The organism is Nonomuraea angiospora (assembly GCF_014873145.1).
Classification (GTDB): domain Bacteria; phylum Actinomycetota; class Actinomycetes; order Streptosporangiales; family Streptosporangiaceae; genus Nonomuraea; species Nonomuraea angiospora.
This window is the reverse complement of record NZ_JADBEK010000001.1, coordinates 219,511-237,560: the sequence shown is the minus strand read 5'-3', so window position 1 is coordinate 237,560 and position 18,050 is coordinate 219,511. Positions and strand designations below refer to the sequence as shown.

Here is an 18,050-nt window from a genome sequence, read left to right as displayed (position 1 = left end):
TCGGGCGCGCTCGGCGCCACAGGGCCGGCGGCGGGCGACGTGGCATGGGACACAGACGCGACGCCGGGAGTAGGCGCAGCGGGGGTAGCCGGCGAAGCGGGACCGGTCGCCGGCACCGGCGCGGCGGGGGTGGACGACGCCGCGTGGGGCGTGGGCGCCCCCTCAGCCGCAGGCGCAAGGCCGGACGCAAGCGTGGCGTCGGACACGGACGCCCCTTCGGACGCAAGTGCAGCGTCGAGCTCAGGCGCGGCGTCGGACGGCCCAGCGGGCCCGGTCACGGGAGCGGTGGCGGGCTCGACGGCAGCGGCGGCGGACGGCCCAGCGGGCTCAACCGCAGAGGCGGCGGACGGCCCAGCGGGCTCAACCGCAGAGGCGGCGGACGGCCCAGCGGGCTCAACCGCAGAGGCGGCGGACGGCCCAGCGGACTCGGTCGCGGAGGCGGCGTCGGTGGGCGATGCAGGCTCGGTCGTGGAGGCGGTGTCAGCGGGCGATGCGGTGTCAGCGGGCGATGCGGTTTCAGGCGAGGGTGCGCCTTTGGGCGAGGGTGTGCCTTCGCGGGCAGGGGCGGCGGCGGTGGGCGGCGGCGTGGGCTCGGGTCCGTCGGCAGGTGCCGCGTCGGCGAGGGCCGCGTCCGGGGCGTCGGCGCGAGCCGGCTCACGCCCGGGGGTGGGCGGTAGGCTCGTTCTCTCCTGAACCACTCCGGGGTCTCCTCCGCCGAATCGCACGCCTGCTTGCGAAAACGCTACCGCCCCGCAGGGGCGCTCGAAGCCAGCGCAGCACCGGAAGATCGAAAGAATCGGCGTTTCACGCCGGAAGGCGACAGGGTGATCCCGCGACCTACGGGACCACCCGGCGCACACGTCGGTCCTGCGCACGAGAGCGGGAAGAGGGCCCGGAAACCCTTCGGACCGGACCCGTCTCGTCGGCGGCGAGCTCGGAATTCCGTTGTCTACTGGGCTCCCGGACCCGTCCCGGGTCCAACCCCCCGCCCGGTTGGGGTGCCCCGACTCGACGGACCGACGGCCCTGCACCTGGCTGTGTGGACGGAGTCACACTCCGTCACGGACGCAGGATCCGACGATGTCAGAGACGGCCAACCGGCCAAGTCCCGTGCTGGACTGCGCAGCAAACTACCGACTCCACCTCAGATGTCAACCGTGTCCCGATCAGCAGAAACATCAAGTTTTCGCAGGTAGGACATGGGGCGTAAGCCGGGTCAAAGGTCATTTGCGGACGCCGGGGAGCGGCTCGGCAAGCCCCTCAGAGCCTGCGACAGCGGCCGCTCGTGCACCACTCCGAGCCGTTGCGTGGCGCGGGTGAGAGCAACATACAGGTCGCTCGGGCCTCGTGGCGACTGGGCGGCGATGAGGTCCGGCTCGGCCACGATCACCGAGTCGAACTCCAGCCCCTTCGCGTCGGCCACCCCCATCACGGCCACCGGCGCGTCGAGAGCCGCCGCCGCCCCCGCCCGCCCCACGCCCGTCGCCGAGGCTCCGGCCGGGTCCGTGCCAGGCCGGGCCGTCGCACGTCCCGCCCCGGATCCCGGGTTCCCGGCACGTCCCGCCCCGGATCCCGGGTTCCCAGTCCGGCCGGAGCCGGCTCCCGGGTTCCCGGCGCGGCCCGAGCCGGGCGTCACCACCACCGCGCCCGTGACCGTGGCGGCCACCTCCGCGCCCAGCGACTCCAGCAGCGCGTCCGGCACCACCACGGCGACCTTGCCGCCCTCCCCCACCTCGGCCTTGACCAGCTCCGCCAGCGCCGGCAGCGGCGCCGACCACGGCTCCACGCCGAGCTCGCGCACCGACGTGGGCGCTTGGAGGGCGGGGTCGATGGTGGCGAGCACCCGGGCGGCCACCGCCATCAGCTCCACCGGCGTGCGGTAGTTGACGGTGAGCCGCTCCTGCCGCCACCGCCCGGCCACGTACGGGTCGAGGACCTCCTCCCACGACCGCGCCCCCGCCGCCGACCCGGTCTGCGCGATGTCCCCGACGATCGTCATCGACCGCGTCGGGCACCGCCGCATGACCGCCCGCCACGCCATGTGCGACAGCTCCTGCGCCTCGTCCACGATCACGTGCCCGTAGGCCCAGGTGCGGTCGGCCGCCGCGCGCTCGGCGGTGGTGAGGTAGGGCCCGTCGCCGCGCTGGCGCTCGGCCAGCCGCTCGGCCTCCATGACGTCGGACAGCCCGGTCAGCTCCAGCACCTCGCGCGCGTAGGCGAGCTCGGCCTCGCGCTCGCTCTCCTCGGCCTGCCTGGCGGCGGCCAGTTCCTCCTCGGCCTGCATCGCGCTGGCCCGCAGCACCTGCTCGTCGATCTCGCCGAGCAGCTCGGCGGCCTCGTCCAGCAGCGGCACGTCCGACTCGGTCCACTCCCCGCCGTCGCGCCGCAGCAGGGCGCGTTCCTGCGGGCTCAGCTCGGAGGCGGCGTAGCCGAGGCGCTCCGGCGAGCCGTACAGGCCGAGCAGCAGCCGCTGCGGCGTCAGGTACGGCCACAGCCGGTTGAGCGCGGACTTGACCACCGGCTCGGTACGCAGCTCCTCACGCAGGTCGGCCAGCTCGTCGTCGTCGATGAGCCCCTTGCCGATCTTGCGGGCCTGCTGCCTGGCCAGGGCGTTCAGCAGCGACCGGACGAACACGGCGCGCGCCTGGTTGTGCGGCCGGCGCGAGCGGGTGGCCTTGTTGCGCGCCGCGTCGAGCATGGAACGGTCGATGGTGAGCGTGATACGCCCGATGGTGAGCTCGACGGGCTTGCGCGGCACCCGCTGCCGGTCGCGCACGGCCTTGGCGATCACCTCGGCCATGCGCGCGTCGCCCTTGAGCGCGGCCACCTCGGGCCGCTCCCTGGCGGTGGCGGTCACGCCCGGGTACAGCTCCCCGACCGTGGACAGCAGCACGTCGGTCTCGCCGAGCGAGGGCAGCACCTGCTCGATGTAGCGCAGGAAGGTGAGGTTGGGCCCGAGGATGAGCACGCCGCGCCGCTCGAGCCGTTCGCGGTGGGTGTAGAGCAGGTACGCGGCGCGGTGCAGCGCGACGACCGTCTTGCCGGTGCCGGGCCCGCCCTGCACGACCAGCACGCCGTTCAGGTCGCTGCGGATGACGCGGTCCTGCTCGCCCTGGATGGTCGCCACGATGTCGCGCATGCGGCCGGTGCGCCGCTCGTCGAGCGCGGCCAGCAGGGCCGCCTCGCCGTTGAGCGTGGCGCGGTCGTCGTCGGTGAGCGAGTCGAGGTCGAGCAGGTCGTCGTCGACGCCGATCACGGCGCGGCCCTTGGTCTGCAGGTGGCGCCGCCTGGTCACGCCCATCGGAGCGGCCGGGGTGGCGCGGTAGAACGGCTGCGCGACCGGCGCGCGCCAGTCGATGAGCAGGCGCAGCTGCTCGTCGTCGGTCATGCCGAGCTTGCCGATGTACAGCCGGCCCTCGTCGACGTGATCGAGGCGACCGAAAACCAGGCCGCGCTCGACCGCCCAGAGCCGGGCGAGCCTGGAGGCGTACATCTCGGCGAACGTGTCGCGTTCCGACCGGTTCTGCATCGTGCCGACGGCACCCGTGGCCAGCACCTCCTTGAGCTGCCGCTGGGTACGCTCGCGCAGCTCGTCGAGGCGGTCGTAGAGTCGGGTGACGTACGCCTGCTCCCTGGCGAGCTCTGTTTGACGAGTTGCCGCCTGACCGTTATTGTGGTTAATGGGACACTCCGGGCCATTCTGCTTGTTGTTACGACAAACGACGACATTAGCACGCCTGTTGAGGCACTCCCACCTGCTTTCTCCCCCGATCTCTTTCCTTGTTACGGCTTGGTTTCACCTGCACCCGGCTCTTGACCCACGGGGCCGGACTCCCTATGTTCCGAGTTAGGAAAGTTTCCTAACTCGCAAGGAGCCCATCCGTGAGTGGTCCGGTACCGGGGACCCCCAGTCTGCTACGTGCCATCAATGATCGCGCCGCCCTGCAGGCACTCCTCGAACGCGGGCCGCTGACCCGCCCCGAGATCGGCACCCTCACCGGGCTGTCCAAACCGACGGCGTCCCAGCTCCTCGCCCGGCTGCAGGAGGCCGGGCTGGTCGTGCTCGACGGCATCAGGGAGGGCCTGCCGGGCCGTACGGCGGAGGTCTACCGGATCAACCCGGCGGCGGCGTACGTGGCCGCGCTGGACGTCACGCCCGACCGGATCGAGGCCAAGGTGGCCGACATCACCGGCGCGATCGTCGGCGAGCACACGCTCCCGACGCCGCGCAGGCCCGCCGGCGAGCTGGTGGACCGCCTGAACGCGGCCCTGGAGGGCGCGAGCCCGCCGGACAAGCTGCGCCGGGTCGTGATCGGGGTGCAGGCCGCGATCGACCCGTCCACCGGCAGGCTCGGGTACGCGGCCGCCAAGGACGTGCCGGGCTGGCAGATCCCCGACCTGGTGCCGACGCTCGCGGCGGGCCTGGGCGTGCCGGTGGACGTGGAGAACAACGTCAACCTGGTCGCGGTGGCCGAGCAGGCGCACGGGGCGGCCCAGGGACATCAGGACTTCGTGCTGCTGTGGGCCGACGAGGGCATCGGCTCGGCCATCGTGCTGGGCGGACAGATGCACAGGGGCGCCACGGGCGGCGCGGGCGAGGTGGGCTACATGCCGACCCCGGGCGCGCAGACCGCCCGCGAGGCGGGGCGTTACGCCAACCACGGCTACCAGGCGCTCACCGGCGGCCCGGCGGTGCTGAAGCTGCTGCGCTCGTACGGCGTGCGCGGCGGCGACTTCCAGCACGCGGTCGCCAACGCGGTGCGGGCGGCCGAGGGGAAGGGTCAGAAGGCCGACGACGCCAGGGCGGGGCTGCGCGACATCGCCGCCCGGTTGGCCGTGGGCCTGGCCGCGATCACGTCCGTCGTGGACCCCGGGCTGATCGTGCTGACCGGCGGCGTCGTGCTGTCGGGCGGCGAGACCCTGCGCGAGCTGGTCGAACACGAGCTGCACGCGCTCACCATCCCGCAGCCCCGGGTCCGGCTGTCGAGCGTCGAGGGCAACCCCGTCCTCGCCGGCGCCCTGGATCTGGCTCTTGCCACCGTACGCGAAGAGGTCTTCAGCTCAACCGTTCCGACATGATCCACCACGGCAGGAGGCACCCCCCGTGCGCTTCGTCCCTCTGTCGGTCGCCGCGGCTCTCGCGCTGACCGCCTGCACCCTGACCGGGTGCACCGCGAACAAACAGGCAGGGCCGTCGCTCGGCGCCCAGCCCAGGCCCTCGGGCCCGGCCTCGCAGGCGCTCCCGGCGGCCACGCTGGAGCTGTGGCACGGGTTCAACACGGACGCCGAGGTCAAGGCGTTCGAGGAGGCCATCGCGGGCTTCAACAAGAAGTTCCCGCAGATCACCGTCAAGGCCGTCAAGAACGTGCAGGATGACCAGATCACGCAGGCCATCCGGGGCGGGAACGCGCCCGACGTGGCGGCCTCGTTCACCACCGACAGCGTGGCCCAATGGTGCAAGTCGGGAGCGTTCCAGGATCTCACCCCGGTGATCAAACAGGACGGGATCGACCTGTCGGTGCTGCCCGAGGTGGCGCGCTCGTACTCGGGCTTCGAGGGCAGACAGTGCACGCTGCCGCTGCTGGCGGACGCGTACGGGCTGTACTACAACAAGGCGCTGATGAAGGGCAGCCAGCCGCCCAGGACGCTGAGCGAGCTGACCGCGCTGGCCAAGAAGCTCACCGTGCGCGACGCCGACGGCACGATCAAGGTGGCCGGGTTCATCCCGAGCGTCCAGTACTACGAGAACAGCCCCTCCCACCTGGCCCCCATGGTGGGGGCCAAGTGGTACAACGACGACGGCACCTCGGCCATCGGCGCCGACCCGGCCTGGAAGCGGCTGCTGACCTGGCAGAAGGAGCTCGTCGACTGGTACGGCTACGCCAACCTGGAGAAGTTCCGCAAGAGCCTGGGCGACGAGTGGAGCGCCAAGCACCCGTTCTACCAGGGCAAGGTGGCCATGGTCCTGGACGGCGAGTGGCGCAACGCCATGATCGCCAACGAGGCGAAGGACCTCGACTACGGCACCGCTCCCCTGCCCGTCGCCGACGACCGGCCCGACCTGTACGGCAGCGGCTTCACCGCGGGCACCGTGATCGGCGTGCCGAAGGGCGCCAAGCATCCGCAGCAGGCGTGGGAGCTGGTCAAGCACCTCACCACCGACACCGCCTCGCTGGTGACGCTGTCGAACGCGCTGCGCAACGTGCCCACGACGAAGGCGGCGATGGAGTCGCCAGAGCTGGCCAAGGACGCCAATTTCACGACGTTCCTCAACATCTTCGCCCATCCGAAGACCTCGACCATCCCCGCCAGCGTGAACAGCGTCTTCAACCAGGAGGTCATGGGCACGTTCATGACCAAGTGGGAGAAGGGCGGCGTACCCGATCTGGACGCCGGGCTGAAGGGCGTCGACAAGCAGATCGACGACAAGCTGAAGCTGTCCGGGGGCTGAGGTGGCCGCGCTCGCTGACGTGTGGCGGCGCCGCGAGGGCCTGCGGGCCCTCGTGTGGCTGTCGCCGTGGATCGCCGGGGTGTCGATCTTCTTCGTCTACCCGCTGCTGTCCACGGTGTACTTCTCCTTCCACCGCTACGACATGTACACCCTCGAGTTCGCCGGCCTGGACAACTACCGCTACCTGTTCGAGGACCCCAGGGTGCTGACCTCGGCGAAGAACACGCTGTGGCTGGTGCTCATCATGGTGCCGGCGACCGTGCTGTGCTCGCTGGCGCTGGCGCAGCTCGTGGTGCGGCTCAAGGCCGGCGTGGGGCTGTTCCGCACGATCTTCTACCTGCCGTCGCTGGTGCCGCTGGCGGCCGGCACGATCACGTTCGTCTTCCTGATGAACCCGGCGACCGGGCCGTGGAACCAGTTCCTGGCCCTGTTCGGCGTCCGGGGGCCCGACTGGTTCGGCGATCCGGCCTGGTCGAAGCCGAGCCTGACGCTGCTGTCGCTGTGGAGCTGCGGCCAGCTCGTCGTGATCTTCATGGCGGCGCTGCTGGACGTGCCCAGGCACCTGTACGAGGCCGCGGCCATCGACGGGGCGGGCCCGTGGCGGCAGTTCCGCAGCGTGACGCTGCCCGCGATCGCGCCGGTGCTGATGTTCTCCCTGGTCACGAACGTCATCTACGCCCTGCAGTACTTCACCCAGGCGATGATCGCCTCCCGGGTGGCCTCGGGCGAGACCGACTCGCCGGGCAGCTCGTTCTCGCCGGGCTACCCGGACGAGTCGCTGCTGACGCTGCCGCAGTGGCTGTTCCAGGTGGGCTTCCGCGACTACTCCATGGGGTACGCGTGCGTGCTCGCGCTGCTCCTGTTCGCCACCTCGATGATCTTCACGCTGATCCTGCTGCGGCAGTTCCGCAGGGCCGAGGAGGCGTCATGAGTGCCACGATCGTCGACCCGGGCACCGCGCCGCCCCGCCCGCCGGCCGCGCACGCCCGGCGCGACGGCGTCCGGGCCCGCAGGCGGCGGGTGCTGGTGTGGATCGCCACGCACGCCCTGGCCGTGGCGCTGGCGCTGATGTTCCTGGCGCCGGTGGTGTTCATCGGGCTGACCGCGCTGATGACCGACCAGCAGGCGCTGACTAGCGACCTGTGGCCGCACAGCTGGAACTGGGACAACTTCGCCGTGGTGTTCGAGAAGTCGATGCTGCTGCGGTGGGCGGCCAACACGCTCCTGTACGCGGTGCTCGGGACGGTGTTCACGGTGGTGTCGTCGGTGCCGGTGGCGTACGCGCTGGCCAAGTTCCGCTTTCGCGGGCGGCGGCTGGCGTTCCTGCTGGTGATCACCGCGATGATGCTGCCGCCGCAGGTCATCGCGGTGCCGATCTACCTGGTGTGGGCGCGGCTGGGGCTGACCGACAGCCTGTGGCCGCTGATCCTGCCGATGCTGTTCGGGGACGCGTTCTCGATCTTCCTGCTGCGGCAGTTCCTGATCACGATCCCGCGCGACTACACCGACGCGGCCAAGGTGGACGGCTGCTCCGACTTCACCACCCTCGTCAGGGTGATCCTGCCGATGGCCCGCCCGGCCATCGCGGCGGTCGCCCTGTTCCAGTTCTTCTACTGCTGGAACGACTACTACGGGCCGCTGCTGTACGCCGGCGTCGAGCAGGACCACCTGACGCTGTCGCTCGGCCTGGCCACGTTCAAGGCGTTCCACAGCGTGCAGTGGAACCTCACCATGGCCGCCACGCTGCTGGTGACCGCACCGGTGATCATCGTGTTCTTCTTCGCCCAGCGAGTGTTCATCGAGGGCGTGACTTTGACGGGAGTGAAGGGTTGAAACTGGCCGTGGTCGGGGGCGGCTCGACGTACACGCCTGAGCTGGTCGACGGCTTCGCGCGGTTGCGCGACGAGCTGCCGGTGACGGAGATCGCCCTGATCGATCCCGATGCCGCGCGCCTGGAGCTGGTGGCGGGCGTGTCGCGGCGGATGCTGGCGCACGCGGGCCACCCGGCGCGCGTGCTGGCCACCTCCTCGGTGGAGGAGGGGGTCGCGGGGGCGCAGGTGGTGCTCTTCCAGCTCAGGGTGGGCGGGCAGGCGGCGCGGGAGGTGGACGAGACGCTGCCGCTGCGCTGCGGGTGTGTGGGGCAGGAGACGACGGGCGCCGGCGGGCTGGCCAAGGCGCTGCGCACGGTGCCGGTCGTGCTGGAGATCGCCTCGGTGGTGCGCGCGCTGGCCCCGGAGGCGTGGATCGTGGACTTCACCAACCCCGTCGGCATCGTCACCCGCGCCCTCCTGGACGCCGGGCACCGGGCGATCGGGCTGTGCAACGTGGCGATCGGCTTCCAGCGAACCTTCGCCGGATGGCTGGGGGTGGATCCCGCGCGGATCTCGCTCGGCCACGTCGGGCTGAACCACCTGACCTGGGAGCGCTCCGTCCACCTGGACGGCGAGGACGTCCTGCCGGCCCTCCTGCGCTCGCACGGGCAGGAGATCGCCGACAGCCTCGGGCTGCGGCTCGGGCTGCTGGAGCGGCTGCGCTCGGTCCCCTCCTACTACCTGCGCTACTTCTACGCCCACGACGCCGTGGTGCGCGAGCAGCGCGCCAAGCCGTCGCGGGCGGCCGAGGTGGCGGCGCTGGAGCGGCGGCTGCTGGAGATGTACGCCGACCCGGCCGTGGTCACCAAGCCGGAGCTGCTGTCGGAGCGCGGCGGGGCGTTCTACTCGGAGGCGGCGGTGGCGCTGATCGCGTCGCTGCTCGGGGACCGGGGTGACGTCCAGGTGGTGAACGTGCGCAACGGCGGCACGCTGCCGTTCCTCGACGACGCGGCGGTGATCGAGGTGCCCGCGGCCGTCGGCGCCGGGGGCGCGGCGCCGCTGCCGGTGCCGCCGGTCGAGCCGCTGTACGCCGGGCTGATCGCGCACGTGTCCGCGTACGAGAGCCTGGCCCTGGACGCGGCGCTGCACGGCGGCGCGGACCGGGTGCGGGACGCCCTGCTCGCCCATCCGCTGGTCGGGCAGGACGAGATCGCCGAGGAGCTGACGGGCCTGCTCCTCGAGGCGAACCGCGCGCACCTGACATGGGCGGTGGGCTAGTGGGGCGCCCGCGGCTCGTGCTGGCGGTGGACGGCGGCAACAGCAAGACGGACGTGGCGGTGATCTCCGAGCACGGCGAGGTGCTCGCCACGGGCCGCTCGGGGCCGTTCGCGCCGCAGCGCGACGGAGTGGCGGCGGCGGTGGCCGTGGTGCGGCGGGCGCTGGACGCCCTGGAGCCGGACGCGGTGCCCGAGGGCGGGTTCGACCACGTGTCGGCCTGCCTGGCGGGGGCGGACCTGCCGGTGGAGGAGGAGGCGCTGGCGCGGGAGTTCGCGGCCAGGGGGTTCGGCCGGGACGTGGTGGTGCGCAACGACACGTTCGCGCTCCTGCGGGCCGGGGCGTCGGCCGCGTGGGGGGTGGCGGTGGTGTGCGGGGCCGGCATCAACGCGGTCGGCGTCTCCCCCACGGGCGCGGTGGCCCGTTTCCCCGCCCTCGGGCGGATCAGCGGCGACTGGGGCGGCGGCCAGGGCCTGGCGGAGGAGGCGCTGTGGCACGCGATCCGCGCCGAGGACGGGCGCGGCGTGCCGACCACGCTGACCCGGCTGATCACGTCCCACTTCGGCACGGCGACGGTCGAGGAGCTCGTGCTGGAGGTGCACTTCGGCCGCGTGAGCGAGGAACTCCTGCACGAGCTGTCGCCGGGCGTGCTCGCGGCGGCCGGGGACGGGGACGCGGTGGCCAGGTCGCTGGTGGAGCGGCAGGCGGAGGAGGTGACGGCGATGGCGGAGGTGTGCCTGCGCCGCCTCGGCCTGCTGGAGACGCCGACCGAGGTGGTGCTGGGCGGGGGCATGCTGACGGCCCGCGACCCGCTGCTGACGTCGCTGCTGGACTCCTCCTTCGCGGTGCGGACGCCGCGGGCGAAGCCGGTGCTGGCCGACCTGCCCCCGATCGTGGGGGCGGGCCTGCTCGGCCTGGAGCACCTCGGGGCCGCGGAGGGCGCCAGGGCCCGCCTGCGCGCCCGCTACGAGCCGCCTGGCCGGGGCTGAGGCCCCCTCTGGGGCGGGTGGGTCAGGTGTCCGGGCCGGCGGGGAGCTCGCCGGCCACCTCGGGCGCCCGGTGCTCGTACGGGGTGCTCAGCACGACCGTGGTGCGCGTCGAGACGTTGGCCGAGGCGCGGATCTGCTGCAGCAGGTCCTCCAGCGCCGTCGGCGAGGCCACCCGGACCTTGAGGATGTAGCTCTCGTCGCCCGCCACGCTGTGGCACGCCTCGATGGCCGTCAGGTGGGCCAGCCGCTCGGGGGCGTCGTCGGGCGCGGCCGGGTCGATCGGCTTGATCGACACGAACGCGGTCAGCGGCAGCCCCACCGCCTCATGGTCGATGATCGCGGCGTATCCGCGCACGACCCCGCGCTTTTCCAGGCGGCGTACGCGCTGGTGCACCGCAGAGACCGAGAGCCCGGTCTCCCTGGCCAGGTCGGTGAAGCTCATGCGGCCGTCGCGGGCGAGCAGCGTGACGATCCGGCGGTCGATCTCCTCCATCGCCAAAAGGTTAGCCGGTCATGGTCACGACATGGTCCCGACGGGCGAGGCCCCCATGCGCATCGCGTGCTCGACGAGCGTGATGAGCACTTCCCGGCCCGAGTCCTTCTTGCGGGCGTCGCAGCGCACGATGGGGATCTCCGGCTCCAGGCCGATCGCCGAGCGCACCTCGCCGACCGTGAAGGGCCTCGAGCCGTCGAAGCAGTTGAGCGCCACGATGAACGGCTGCTCGCGCTTCTCGAAGTAGTCGACGGCCGGGAAGCAGTCGTCGAGGCGGCGGGTGTCGGCCAGCACGACGGCGCCGAGCGCGCCCATGGCCAGCTCGTCCCACACGAACCAGAACCGCTCCTGGCCGGGCGTGCCGAACAGGTAGAGCATGTAGTCGTTGGCGATGGTGATGCGGCCGAAGTCCATGGCCACCGTGGTGGTGAGCTTCCGCTCGACGCCCGACAGGTCGTCGACGTGGGTCCCCACCTGGGTGAGCGCCTCTTCCGTGCGCAGTGGCCGGGTTTCGGACACGGCGCCGACCATGGTGGTCTTGCCCGCACCGAAACCCCCGGCGATCAAGATCTTGATCGCTGTCGGCAGCCGCCAACGGTCAGAGCGACCGAATTCCATCCAGCACCGCCTGTACCTCTCCCGCGCATGCACAACCCCGCCCCTGAGGTGCCGTGGTCAGTGGTACCTGTCAAGGTGCGTTGAGAAGGTCGCTCCACATGCCTGGCATCCAGACACCCTAGCAACGCCACATTTTCCACTCAAGCCGCAATCTTTTACAAGAATCAAAATGTCACGGTTTGTCGTCTGACGCGCCCTTATTCGCGGATATGAGGGTCAAGGTGTCAAGCCAGTTTGTCAGGGAATCCGACAGCACCATTACCGCGCCGGTCCTCAGCCCGAAATACCGACGAAACCCGCGTTGAACCCGATCTGTCTGCGCAGGTAGGCGGCGGTGCGGGGGCTGGCGGCCCGTACGGGCTCGATGAGCCCGGCGGCCTGGCGGGCCAGGCCGGCCATCGCCTCGGTGACTTCCGCGCGGCTGACGCCGAACGCCAGGACGTTCAGGTCGCCCCAGCTCATGTCCTTGCGGTAGGAGGCCATGTCGCCGAGCAGGTGCAGGTAGCGCTGGACCTGCCTGCTGACCGCCCGCAGGTCCTCCAGATGGGTCCTGGCCCAGTCGTCGGCGGTGTAGATCCAGTGCGAGACGTCCACGAAGCACGAGCCGCGGCTGTCGGCGTTGTCGAGGAAGCTCTCCAGCGTCAGGACGGCCCCCGTGTCCCGCCACACCCACGCCCGGCCCATTCCGGTCAGCGTCTCGGCGAGCTGGTCGCGCCAGATCCACCGCAGGTCCCCGAACTCCTTGACGGTGCCCAGCTCGTCGCGCAGGTCGGCCAGGAACCGGGTCGCCGCCGAGCGCGGCACGGCGCCGTCGGCGACCGACAGGCATTCGCGGATCAGCCGGTCGACCTGCTCGCGGGTGGTGGCGGTGTGGTCCACGAGCCGGTCCACGGCCAGGACCCACAGGGCGGCCCGGTTGGCCACCTTCAGCCGCTCGGCGCTGGCCCAGGGGGCGCTGAAGGCCGTGGAGAGGGTCAGGGCGGCGTAGGACTCGGCGCCGAAGGCCGCCACGGGGAACAGCCCGCCGTACATCTGGGCGCAGCGCCGCAGGTCCCTGCCGCACTCGGCGGCCAGCGCGCACGTCCTGCCGAGCTCGAACGCCTCGTCCAGCCCGTCGTCCGGCATCCTAGGGCCGCTCGATCAGCTCGCGGATCATGGGCGACCGTCCCCCAAACCCCGATATCCATCTGTCAGGGAATTGTTTCATGATCGCGAGCTTCCCATCAATGGCCCGATCAGCCTGCCCCGATGGCGATGAACGACACGTCGTCGCCCCTGGCCCGGCAGAGCGCCTCGGCCAGGCCCAGCCCGCGGCGCAGGCCGTCGTGCAGGCCGAGCATGACGGGCACGGCGGTCTCGTCGTTCACGGGGACGACGCTGGCGACGATCCCGGCGGTGCCGAGGCGGAGCAGGGCGGTGGCCAGGCCCAGCAGCTCGTCGGCGCCGACGGCCGCCATCTGGCCGGAGTCGCAGCTGGACAGGACGAGGTGGTGGGGGGCGCGGCGCAGGCGTTCGAGGTCGTAGCCGGTCAGGGGGCCGTCGTCGAGGTGGAGCGAGGAGAACAGCGGGCTGTCGGCCCTGAACGTCCCGTGCGCGGCCAGGTGGGCGAGCAGGCTGCCGTCGATGGCCGCCAGCACCGCGGGCGCGGTGGAGCGCCCGGCCTCCAGGAGGGACACCTCACGGCCGGCCTCGGCGTAAAGGCCGGCGATCTCGCGCACCTCGCGGTCGGCGTGGGTGACGCCCGGGCCGCGTACGAGGACGACGCGGCCGCCGTCGGGGCGCGGCGCGGACCTGGCGCGCAGCCACGCCCGGGCGGAGGGGGCGACGGTGAAGGGCCGGCGGCGCAGGGACGGCAGCAGGCCCCAGGGGGTGGTGTGCAGGGTGCTCGGGGGAACCACGACCAGCGGCGCCCGCTCGCCGAGCAGGTCCGCGGCCGGGCCGAGCACCGCCCGCTCCAGCCGGGCGCCCAGGTCGTGGAGCTCGCCCTGGTCGGGGTCGCGTTCGTAGGCGAGGCGGCGCAGCCTGGAGCGGGCGAACTCGACCTCCGCGACGGCCCGGTCCATGGGCCCGGCGGTGTGGCGGCGCACGGTGCCGTCGCCGCAGAGCAGGACGTGCAGCGTGCCGTCCACCGCGACCAGCTCGGCCAGCCGGCCCGCGCCGAGGGCGTCGAGGAGCCGCCCGGTCCGGTCGTCGTCGCGGCGCTCGCGCCCGCCGCGCGAACCTCCCTTGGTCTGGAGCGTGGTGGAGCGTACGCGGGACTCCAGGCGGCTGCGGTCTCGCTCCAGGGCCGCGGCCGAGGCGGCGCCGTCCTGGCGGGCCTGGGCCAGCAGGTGCTCGGCCTGCCGGAGGGCCGCGAGCCGGGCCAGGAGCTCGCCGTCCTCGGGGGGGCTCACGGCGGGCACGGCGAGCGAGGTGGCCCGCCAGCGCTCCGTCCAGGCCAGGAGCCGGCGGGGCCGCCCCTCGCGCAGCAGGTGCCGCTGGGCGAGCGTGACCAGCTCCGCGCCTTGGGCGGTGGCCAGCGCGTGCAGCTCGGACGAGCCGAACGTGAGCCGGTGCTCCTCGATGAGCGCCAGCCCGGCCCGGCAGGCGTGCAGCAGGCGGCGCGGCTCCCCGGCCGCCTCCGCCCTGAGCGCCTCGGCCAGCCAGCCGCCCGCCCGGGACGTGGCGGGCCCCCTGTGCCGGACGTCGGCGGCCCTGGCGAGGTGCCGCTCGGCCACGCCCGCTCTGCCCAGGGCCAGCGCGATCCGTCCGGCCAGCAGGTGCGCCTGCCACACCTCCGGTGACCCCAGCCCGGCCAGCCGCGCGGCGAGCCGCTGGGCCTCGCCCAGCGCGGTCCGCCGCGCCGGGGCGTCCGGGGTGGCGTGTTCGGCCTGCAGGACGATCAGGCGGGCGTGCTCGGACCACCACGCGCGGTGCTGGCGGGCGAACAGCCGCCGGGCCTCCCCCGCCCGCTCCCCGGCGGTGGCCGGGTCGCCGCTCTGCAGGGCGGCGCGGGCGGCGATGAGCAGCAGCTCGGCGCGCCGGGTTGCCTGGCCGCGCAGCCGGGCCAGCAGCCGCAGCCCTCCGTCCGCGTGCTCCAGCGCGTCCCGGGCCAGCCCGGCGGCGAGCAGGACCGCGCACCGGTCGGCGACCAGGTCGAACATCGGCGTGCCGAGCGAGCTGAAGCGCCGCTCCGCCTCGTCCAGCAGGGCGAGCGCCGCGGGCAGATCGCCGGTGCGGAACGCGGCCACCCCCCGGTTCTGCACGGCCACCGCCGAGTCGTGCTCCTGCCGGGTGGGGCCCAGCATGTCCTGCGCCGTGCGGAAGTCCGCGTCGGCGGGCCGGACGGCGCCCAGGGCGAGCTGCACGTGCCCGCGCAGCGTCAGCGCCCGCGCCGCCCACACCGTGTCGCGCGCCGCCAGCAGCGCGGGCACCGCGTCCCGCAGGTCGTCGAGGGCCGGCCCGTGCCGGCCCAGGATCCACCGGGCGCCCGCGCGGCGGAACAGCACCCGCGCCCTCGTCGTTCCGTCAGCCCGCGTTCCGTCCGCCCGCGTGCTTTCCGCCCGCGCCGCGGCCTGGTCGAGCGCCGACAGGCCCGCCCGCGTACGTCCTGACTGCAGCAGCGCGATGCCCAGGGTGGCCAGCACGTCGGTCTCGCGGTCGGCCGAGCCGGAGCGCCGCGCCAGGCGCACGGCCTGCCGCAGCTCCCCGATGGCCGCCTCGAGGTCGCCGAACTCACGGTGCAGGATCCCGAGCGCCTGCCTGGCGATCGAGGACTCGTACGGCCCCCTCCCGTCGGCCAGCAGCGCCCTGGCGGCCGCCAGCGCCTCCCGGGGTCTCGCGAAGACCATGGCCAGCAGGTCATGCGGATCTTCCCGGGACACGCAACGATCGTAGACCCCTGCTGTATCAGCGGGCCCCGCGCCGGCTCATACACACGTACGCCAGGAAGGACGGAGACCATGACCCCATCGGACACCCGGTTCTGGGAGCAGCTGGAGATACTCAACGCGGCGCTGCCGGACGGCATGCGCGCGGTCGCGGGTCCCGAAGGGGCCGCGCCGGGATCCGCGGTGCAGCCGCGGTTCGCCCACCTCGACGGGCACGTCCTGGTGCGCGAGGCCGACGCGGGCCGGGCCGCCGCCACGGTCCAGCGCCTGCAGCCGGGTCCCGAGGCGGTCCGCGTGGCCGGGGCGAGGAGCGCCGGCCGGGGAACGTTGCGCAGGCTCGCCGTCGGGTCCAGGGACCTGCACCGGACCGTCGAGCACCTCGCGCGCGAGGACATCGCGTCGAGCCTGGTCCACTTCGTCACCGTCGCGGGCGTCAACCTGTGCCCCGGCGACGAGCCGGTCCCGAGCGCCGGGCCGCTCAACCCGCCCCTGTCCGGCCGCGACCGGGGCGCGGGGGTGAGCGTCGCCGTCCTGGACACCGGCCTGGTCCACGACTACCTCGACCACCAGTGGCTGGCCGCGAGCACGGGCCTGCCGAACATCCCCAAGGTGGACGGCGACGTCACCGCCCCGGGCGACGAGCTCGACCCCGACGGCCTCATCAAGCCGTACGTGGGCCACGGCACGTTCATCGCCGGCGTGCTGCGCTGCGTGGCGCCCGCCGCCGACGTGCGCGTCTACAACGCCTTCCCGTACGCGGGCGCCGCCCTGGAGGACGAGCTGGGCCACACCCTGCTGCGGATCCTGGACGAGCACGGCTGGCCGGACATCGTCTCCCTGTCGGCCGGCACCAGGACCGCCGACGCGAGCGCGCTGCTCGGCCTGGCCGACTTCGTGGACGAGCTGGCCGCCCACCCCGGCACGCTCCTGGTGGCGGCGGCGGGCAACGACGGCGAGACGCTGCCGTTCTGGCCGGCCGCGTTCGCCACGGAGCCGGTCAACGCCTCCGGCGACGTGGTGCTGTCGGTGGGCGCGCTGCGCGAGGACGGGCTCGGCCGGGCCTGCTTCAGCAACCACGGCGACTGGGTCACGGTGTACGCGCCGGGCGAGCGCCTGGTCAACGCCTTCACCTCCGGCCCCTACCTGTACGGTTACCCGCACCGCACCACCTGCCGCTTCGCCGACCCGGCCCACTATCCGGGCTGCACCTGCATGGCCACGCTGCAGGAGGGCGACAAGGCGACCTTCACCGGCCTGGCGGCCTGGAGCGGCACGTCGTTCGCCACGCCGATCGTGGCCGGGATGATCGCGGCCCGGATGTCGCAGGAGCAGGTGTCCTCGCGGACGGCCGCGGCGCAGCTTCTCGCGGGGCGGCTGGCCGTACCGGATCTGAGTGGTTTTCTCCGATGATGGCGAGTTACCCGCCCGGCGGCGGTATGCGAAATATATTAGGCTTCCCGCCCAGATATAGGGAGCCGCCGCAGTGGACGACACCGCAACCCTGGTCGCGGCTGCCGCGGACGGCGACGCTGGGGCGTGGAAGGAGCTCTACCAGCGCTACAGCGGGCTGGTGTGGGCCGTGGCGCGGGGCTATCTCGTGAACGACTCCGACGCCCAGGACGTGTGCCAGACGACGTGGTACCGCTTCGCCGAGCACCTGACCAGGCTCCGGGACCCCGAGCGGGCCGGCTCCTGGCTGGCCAGCACCGCCCGGCACGAGGCGCTGCGGGTCCTGCGCACCGGCGGCAGGGCCATGCCGGTCGGCGACCTGGAGCTGATGGGCCTCGACGCCGACGAGCGCTCGCCCGAGTTCCTGCTGCTGGAGGCCGAGGAGGCGGGCGAGCGGGCCGCGCGCGAGCAGGAGCTGTGGAGCGCGTTCGAGGAGCTGCCGGAGCGCTGCAGGCAGCTGCTGCGCGTCCTCATCGCCGAGCCGCGGCCGAGCTACCAGGAGATCGCGGACGGGCTGGGCATGCCGGTCGGCAGCATCGGCCCCAGCAGGGGACGCTGCCTCAAACGGCTGGCCGCCCTGATGAACCGGCGCGGCGTGAACGGCATCCGGGGGTGACCGGCGTGGACGACGCCATGGACGACGCCATGGACGATGCGGACCTGGAGCTGGAGGAACGGCTGCGGGCGGCGGCCGGGCGGCTCGACCCGGTCCCGGCGGGGCTGTTCGAGGAGGCGATGCTGGCCTACGCGCTCAGGACCCTGGACGCGGAGCTGGCCGAGCTGACGTTCGACTCGTGGGAGGAGCTGTCGGCCACCCGGGTGCGCGGCGGGGGGCGGGCGCGGCTGCTGTCGTTCGCCGCCGGGGAGGTCGTCGTGGAGCTCGAGGTGACCGGCCGGCGGCTGGTCGGGCGGGTGTCGGGCGGCACGCCCGCCGAGATCGTGGTGCAGCGGCGCGACGGGAGCACGCCGGTGTGCGCGGACGAGCTGGGCCGGTTCACCACGGGCGAGCTCGCGCCCGGCCCGCTGCGGCTGCGGGTCAGCCCCGGTCACGGCGGCCCCGTCGTGACCACCTGGATCCTCATCTGACCGTGGTCC

The 18,050-nt window shown here is 73.0% G+C and carries 14 protein-coding genes; 9 read left to right on the top strand and 5 right to left on the bottom strand.

The window, feature by feature from the left end; all coding sequences use genetic code 11:
• Positions 1-1,216 precede the first annotated feature (1,216 nt).
• Entirely contained in the window at positions 1,217-3,556 is a 2,340-nt protein-coding gene (locus H4W80_RS01050; RefSeq protein ID WP_318786652.1) for a HelD family protein, read from the bottom strand.
• Positions 3,557-3,882: 326 nt separating this feature from the next.
• On the opposite strand from H4W80_RS01050, the gene H4W80_RS01045 reads away from it, so the two are divergent.
• Genes H4W80_RS01045 through H4W80_RS01020 form a run of 6 tightly spaced genes read left to right on the top strand, consistent with a single transcriptional unit; the run spans position 3,883 to position 10,526 of the window.
• Positions 3,883-5,079 carry an ROK family transcriptional regulator gene (locus tag H4W80_RS01045; protein WP_192783318.1) on the top strand — a complete coding sequence of 399 codons (1,197 nt, stop codon included), beginning with the start codon at positions 3,883-3,885 and terminating at the stop codon, positions 5,077-5,079.
• A gap of 25 nt (positions 5,080-5,104) precedes the next feature.
• Entirely contained in the window at positions 5,105-6,451 is a 1,347-nt protein-coding gene (locus H4W80_RS01040; protein ID WP_192783317.1) for an ABC transporter substrate-binding protein, read from the top strand.
• 1 nt (position 6,452) lies between these two features.
• The gene (locus H4W80_RS01035; protein ID WP_192783316.1) at positions 6,453-7,382 is read left to right on the top strand and encodes a carbohydrate ABC transporter permease; all 930 of its coding nucleotides are present in this window, start codon (positions 6,453-6,455) and stop codon (positions 7,380-7,382) included.
• On the top strand, positions 7,379-8,284 hold the full coding sequence (locus tag H4W80_RS01030) for a carbohydrate ABC transporter permease (protein WP_192783315.1): 906 nt from the start codon (positions 7,379-7,381) through the stop codon (positions 8,282-8,284). Before H4W80_RS01035 ends, H4W80_RS01030 begins: the two co-directional genes overlap by 4 nt.
• Positions 8,281-9,540 (top strand): family 4 glycosyl hydrolase, encoded by a 1,260-nt coding sequence (locus tag H4W80_RS01025; RefSeq protein WP_192783314.1) that lies wholly within the window; start codon positions 8,281-8,283, stop codon positions 9,538-9,540. The genes H4W80_RS01030 and H4W80_RS01025 overlap by 4 nt, the downstream gene beginning before the upstream one ends.
• Positions 9,540-10,526: an N-acetylglucosamine kinase gene (locus tag H4W80_RS01020; protein ID WP_318786651.1), complete on the top strand. Its 987-nt coding sequence runs from the start codon at positions 9,540-9,542 to the stop codon at positions 10,524-10,526. The genes H4W80_RS01025 and H4W80_RS01020 overlap by 1 nt, the downstream gene beginning before the upstream one ends.
• 22 nt (positions 10,527-10,548) lie before the next feature.
• Here H4W80_RS01020 and H4W80_RS01015 read toward each other — a convergent pair whose 3' ends face one another.
• The 4 genes from H4W80_RS01015 to H4W80_RS63300 form a co-directional block, all read right to left on the bottom strand.
• Complete coding sequence (locus H4W80_RS01015) at positions 10,549-11,019, bottom strand: Lrp/AsnC family transcriptional regulator (protein WP_192783312.1); 471 nt, start codon at positions 11,017-11,019, stop codon at positions 10,549-10,551.
• Positions 11,020-11,043: 24 nt separating this feature from the next.
• Positions 11,044-11,637, bottom strand: a complete 594-nt coding sequence (locus tag H4W80_RS01010) for a GTP-binding protein (protein ID WP_192783311.1) — start codon at positions 11,635-11,637, stop codon at positions 11,044-11,046.
• A 273-nt stretch (positions 11,638-11,910) separates the two neighbouring features.
• The gene (locus tag H4W80_RS01005) at positions 11,911-12,762 is read right to left on the bottom strand and encodes a terpene synthase family protein (protein ID WP_192783310.1); all 852 of its coding nucleotides are present in this window, start codon (positions 12,760-12,762) and stop codon (positions 11,911-11,913) included.
• 110 nt (positions 12,763-12,872) lie between these two features.
• A complete protein-coding gene (locus H4W80_RS63300) occupies positions 12,873-15,500 on the bottom strand; it encodes a CHAT domain-containing protein (protein WP_192783309.1) in 2,628 nt (875 codons plus the stop codon).
• A gap of 78 nt (positions 15,501-15,578) precedes the next feature.
• Here H4W80_RS63300 and H4W80_RS00995 point away from each other — a divergent pair, with 78 nt between their 5' ends.
• The 3 genes from H4W80_RS00995 (at position 15,579) to H4W80_RS00985 (ending at position 18,041) form a co-directional block, all read left to right on the top strand.
• Positions 15,579-16,916 carry a S8/S53 family peptidase gene (locus H4W80_RS00995; protein ID WP_192783308.1) on the top strand — a complete coding sequence of 446 codons (1,338 nt, stop codon included), beginning with the start codon at positions 15,579-15,581 and terminating at the stop codon, positions 16,914-16,916.
• Between the two features lie 73 nt (positions 16,917-16,989).
• Entirely contained in the window at positions 16,990-17,571 is a 582-nt protein-coding gene (locus H4W80_RS00990; RefSeq protein WP_192783307.1) for an RNA polymerase sigma factor, read from the top strand.
• Between the two features lie 5 nt (positions 17,572-17,576).
• Positions 17,577-18,041 (top strand): hypothetical protein, encoded by a 465-nt coding sequence (locus H4W80_RS00985; protein WP_225963173.1) that lies wholly within the window; start codon positions 17,577-17,579, stop codon positions 18,039-18,041.
• Positions 18,042-18,050: the final 9 nt, after the last annotated feature.

Excerpts from the sequence above, each read along its gene's own strand:
- H4W80_RS01005 (WP_192783310.1), bottom strand. The coding sequence starts at position 12,762 with ATGCCGGACGACGGGCTGGACGAGGCGTTCGAGCTCGGCAGGACGTGC.
- H4W80_RS01015 (WP_192783312.1), bottom strand. The coding sequence starts at position 11,019 with ATGGAGGAGATCGACCGCCGGATCGTCACGCTGCTCGCCCGCGACGGC.
- H4W80_RS01010 (WP_192783311.1), bottom strand. The coding sequence starts at position 11,637 with ATGGAATTCGGTCGCTCTGACCGTTGGCGGCTGCCGACAGCGATCAAG.
- H4W80_RS00995 (WP_192783308.1), top strand. The coding sequence starts at position 15,579 with ATGACCCCATCGGACACCCGGTTCTGGGAGCAGCTGGAGATACTCAAC.
- H4W80_RS01030 (WP_192783315.1), top strand. The coding sequence starts at position 7,379 with ATGAGTGCCACGATCGTCGACCCGGGCACCGCGCCGCCCCGCCCGCCG.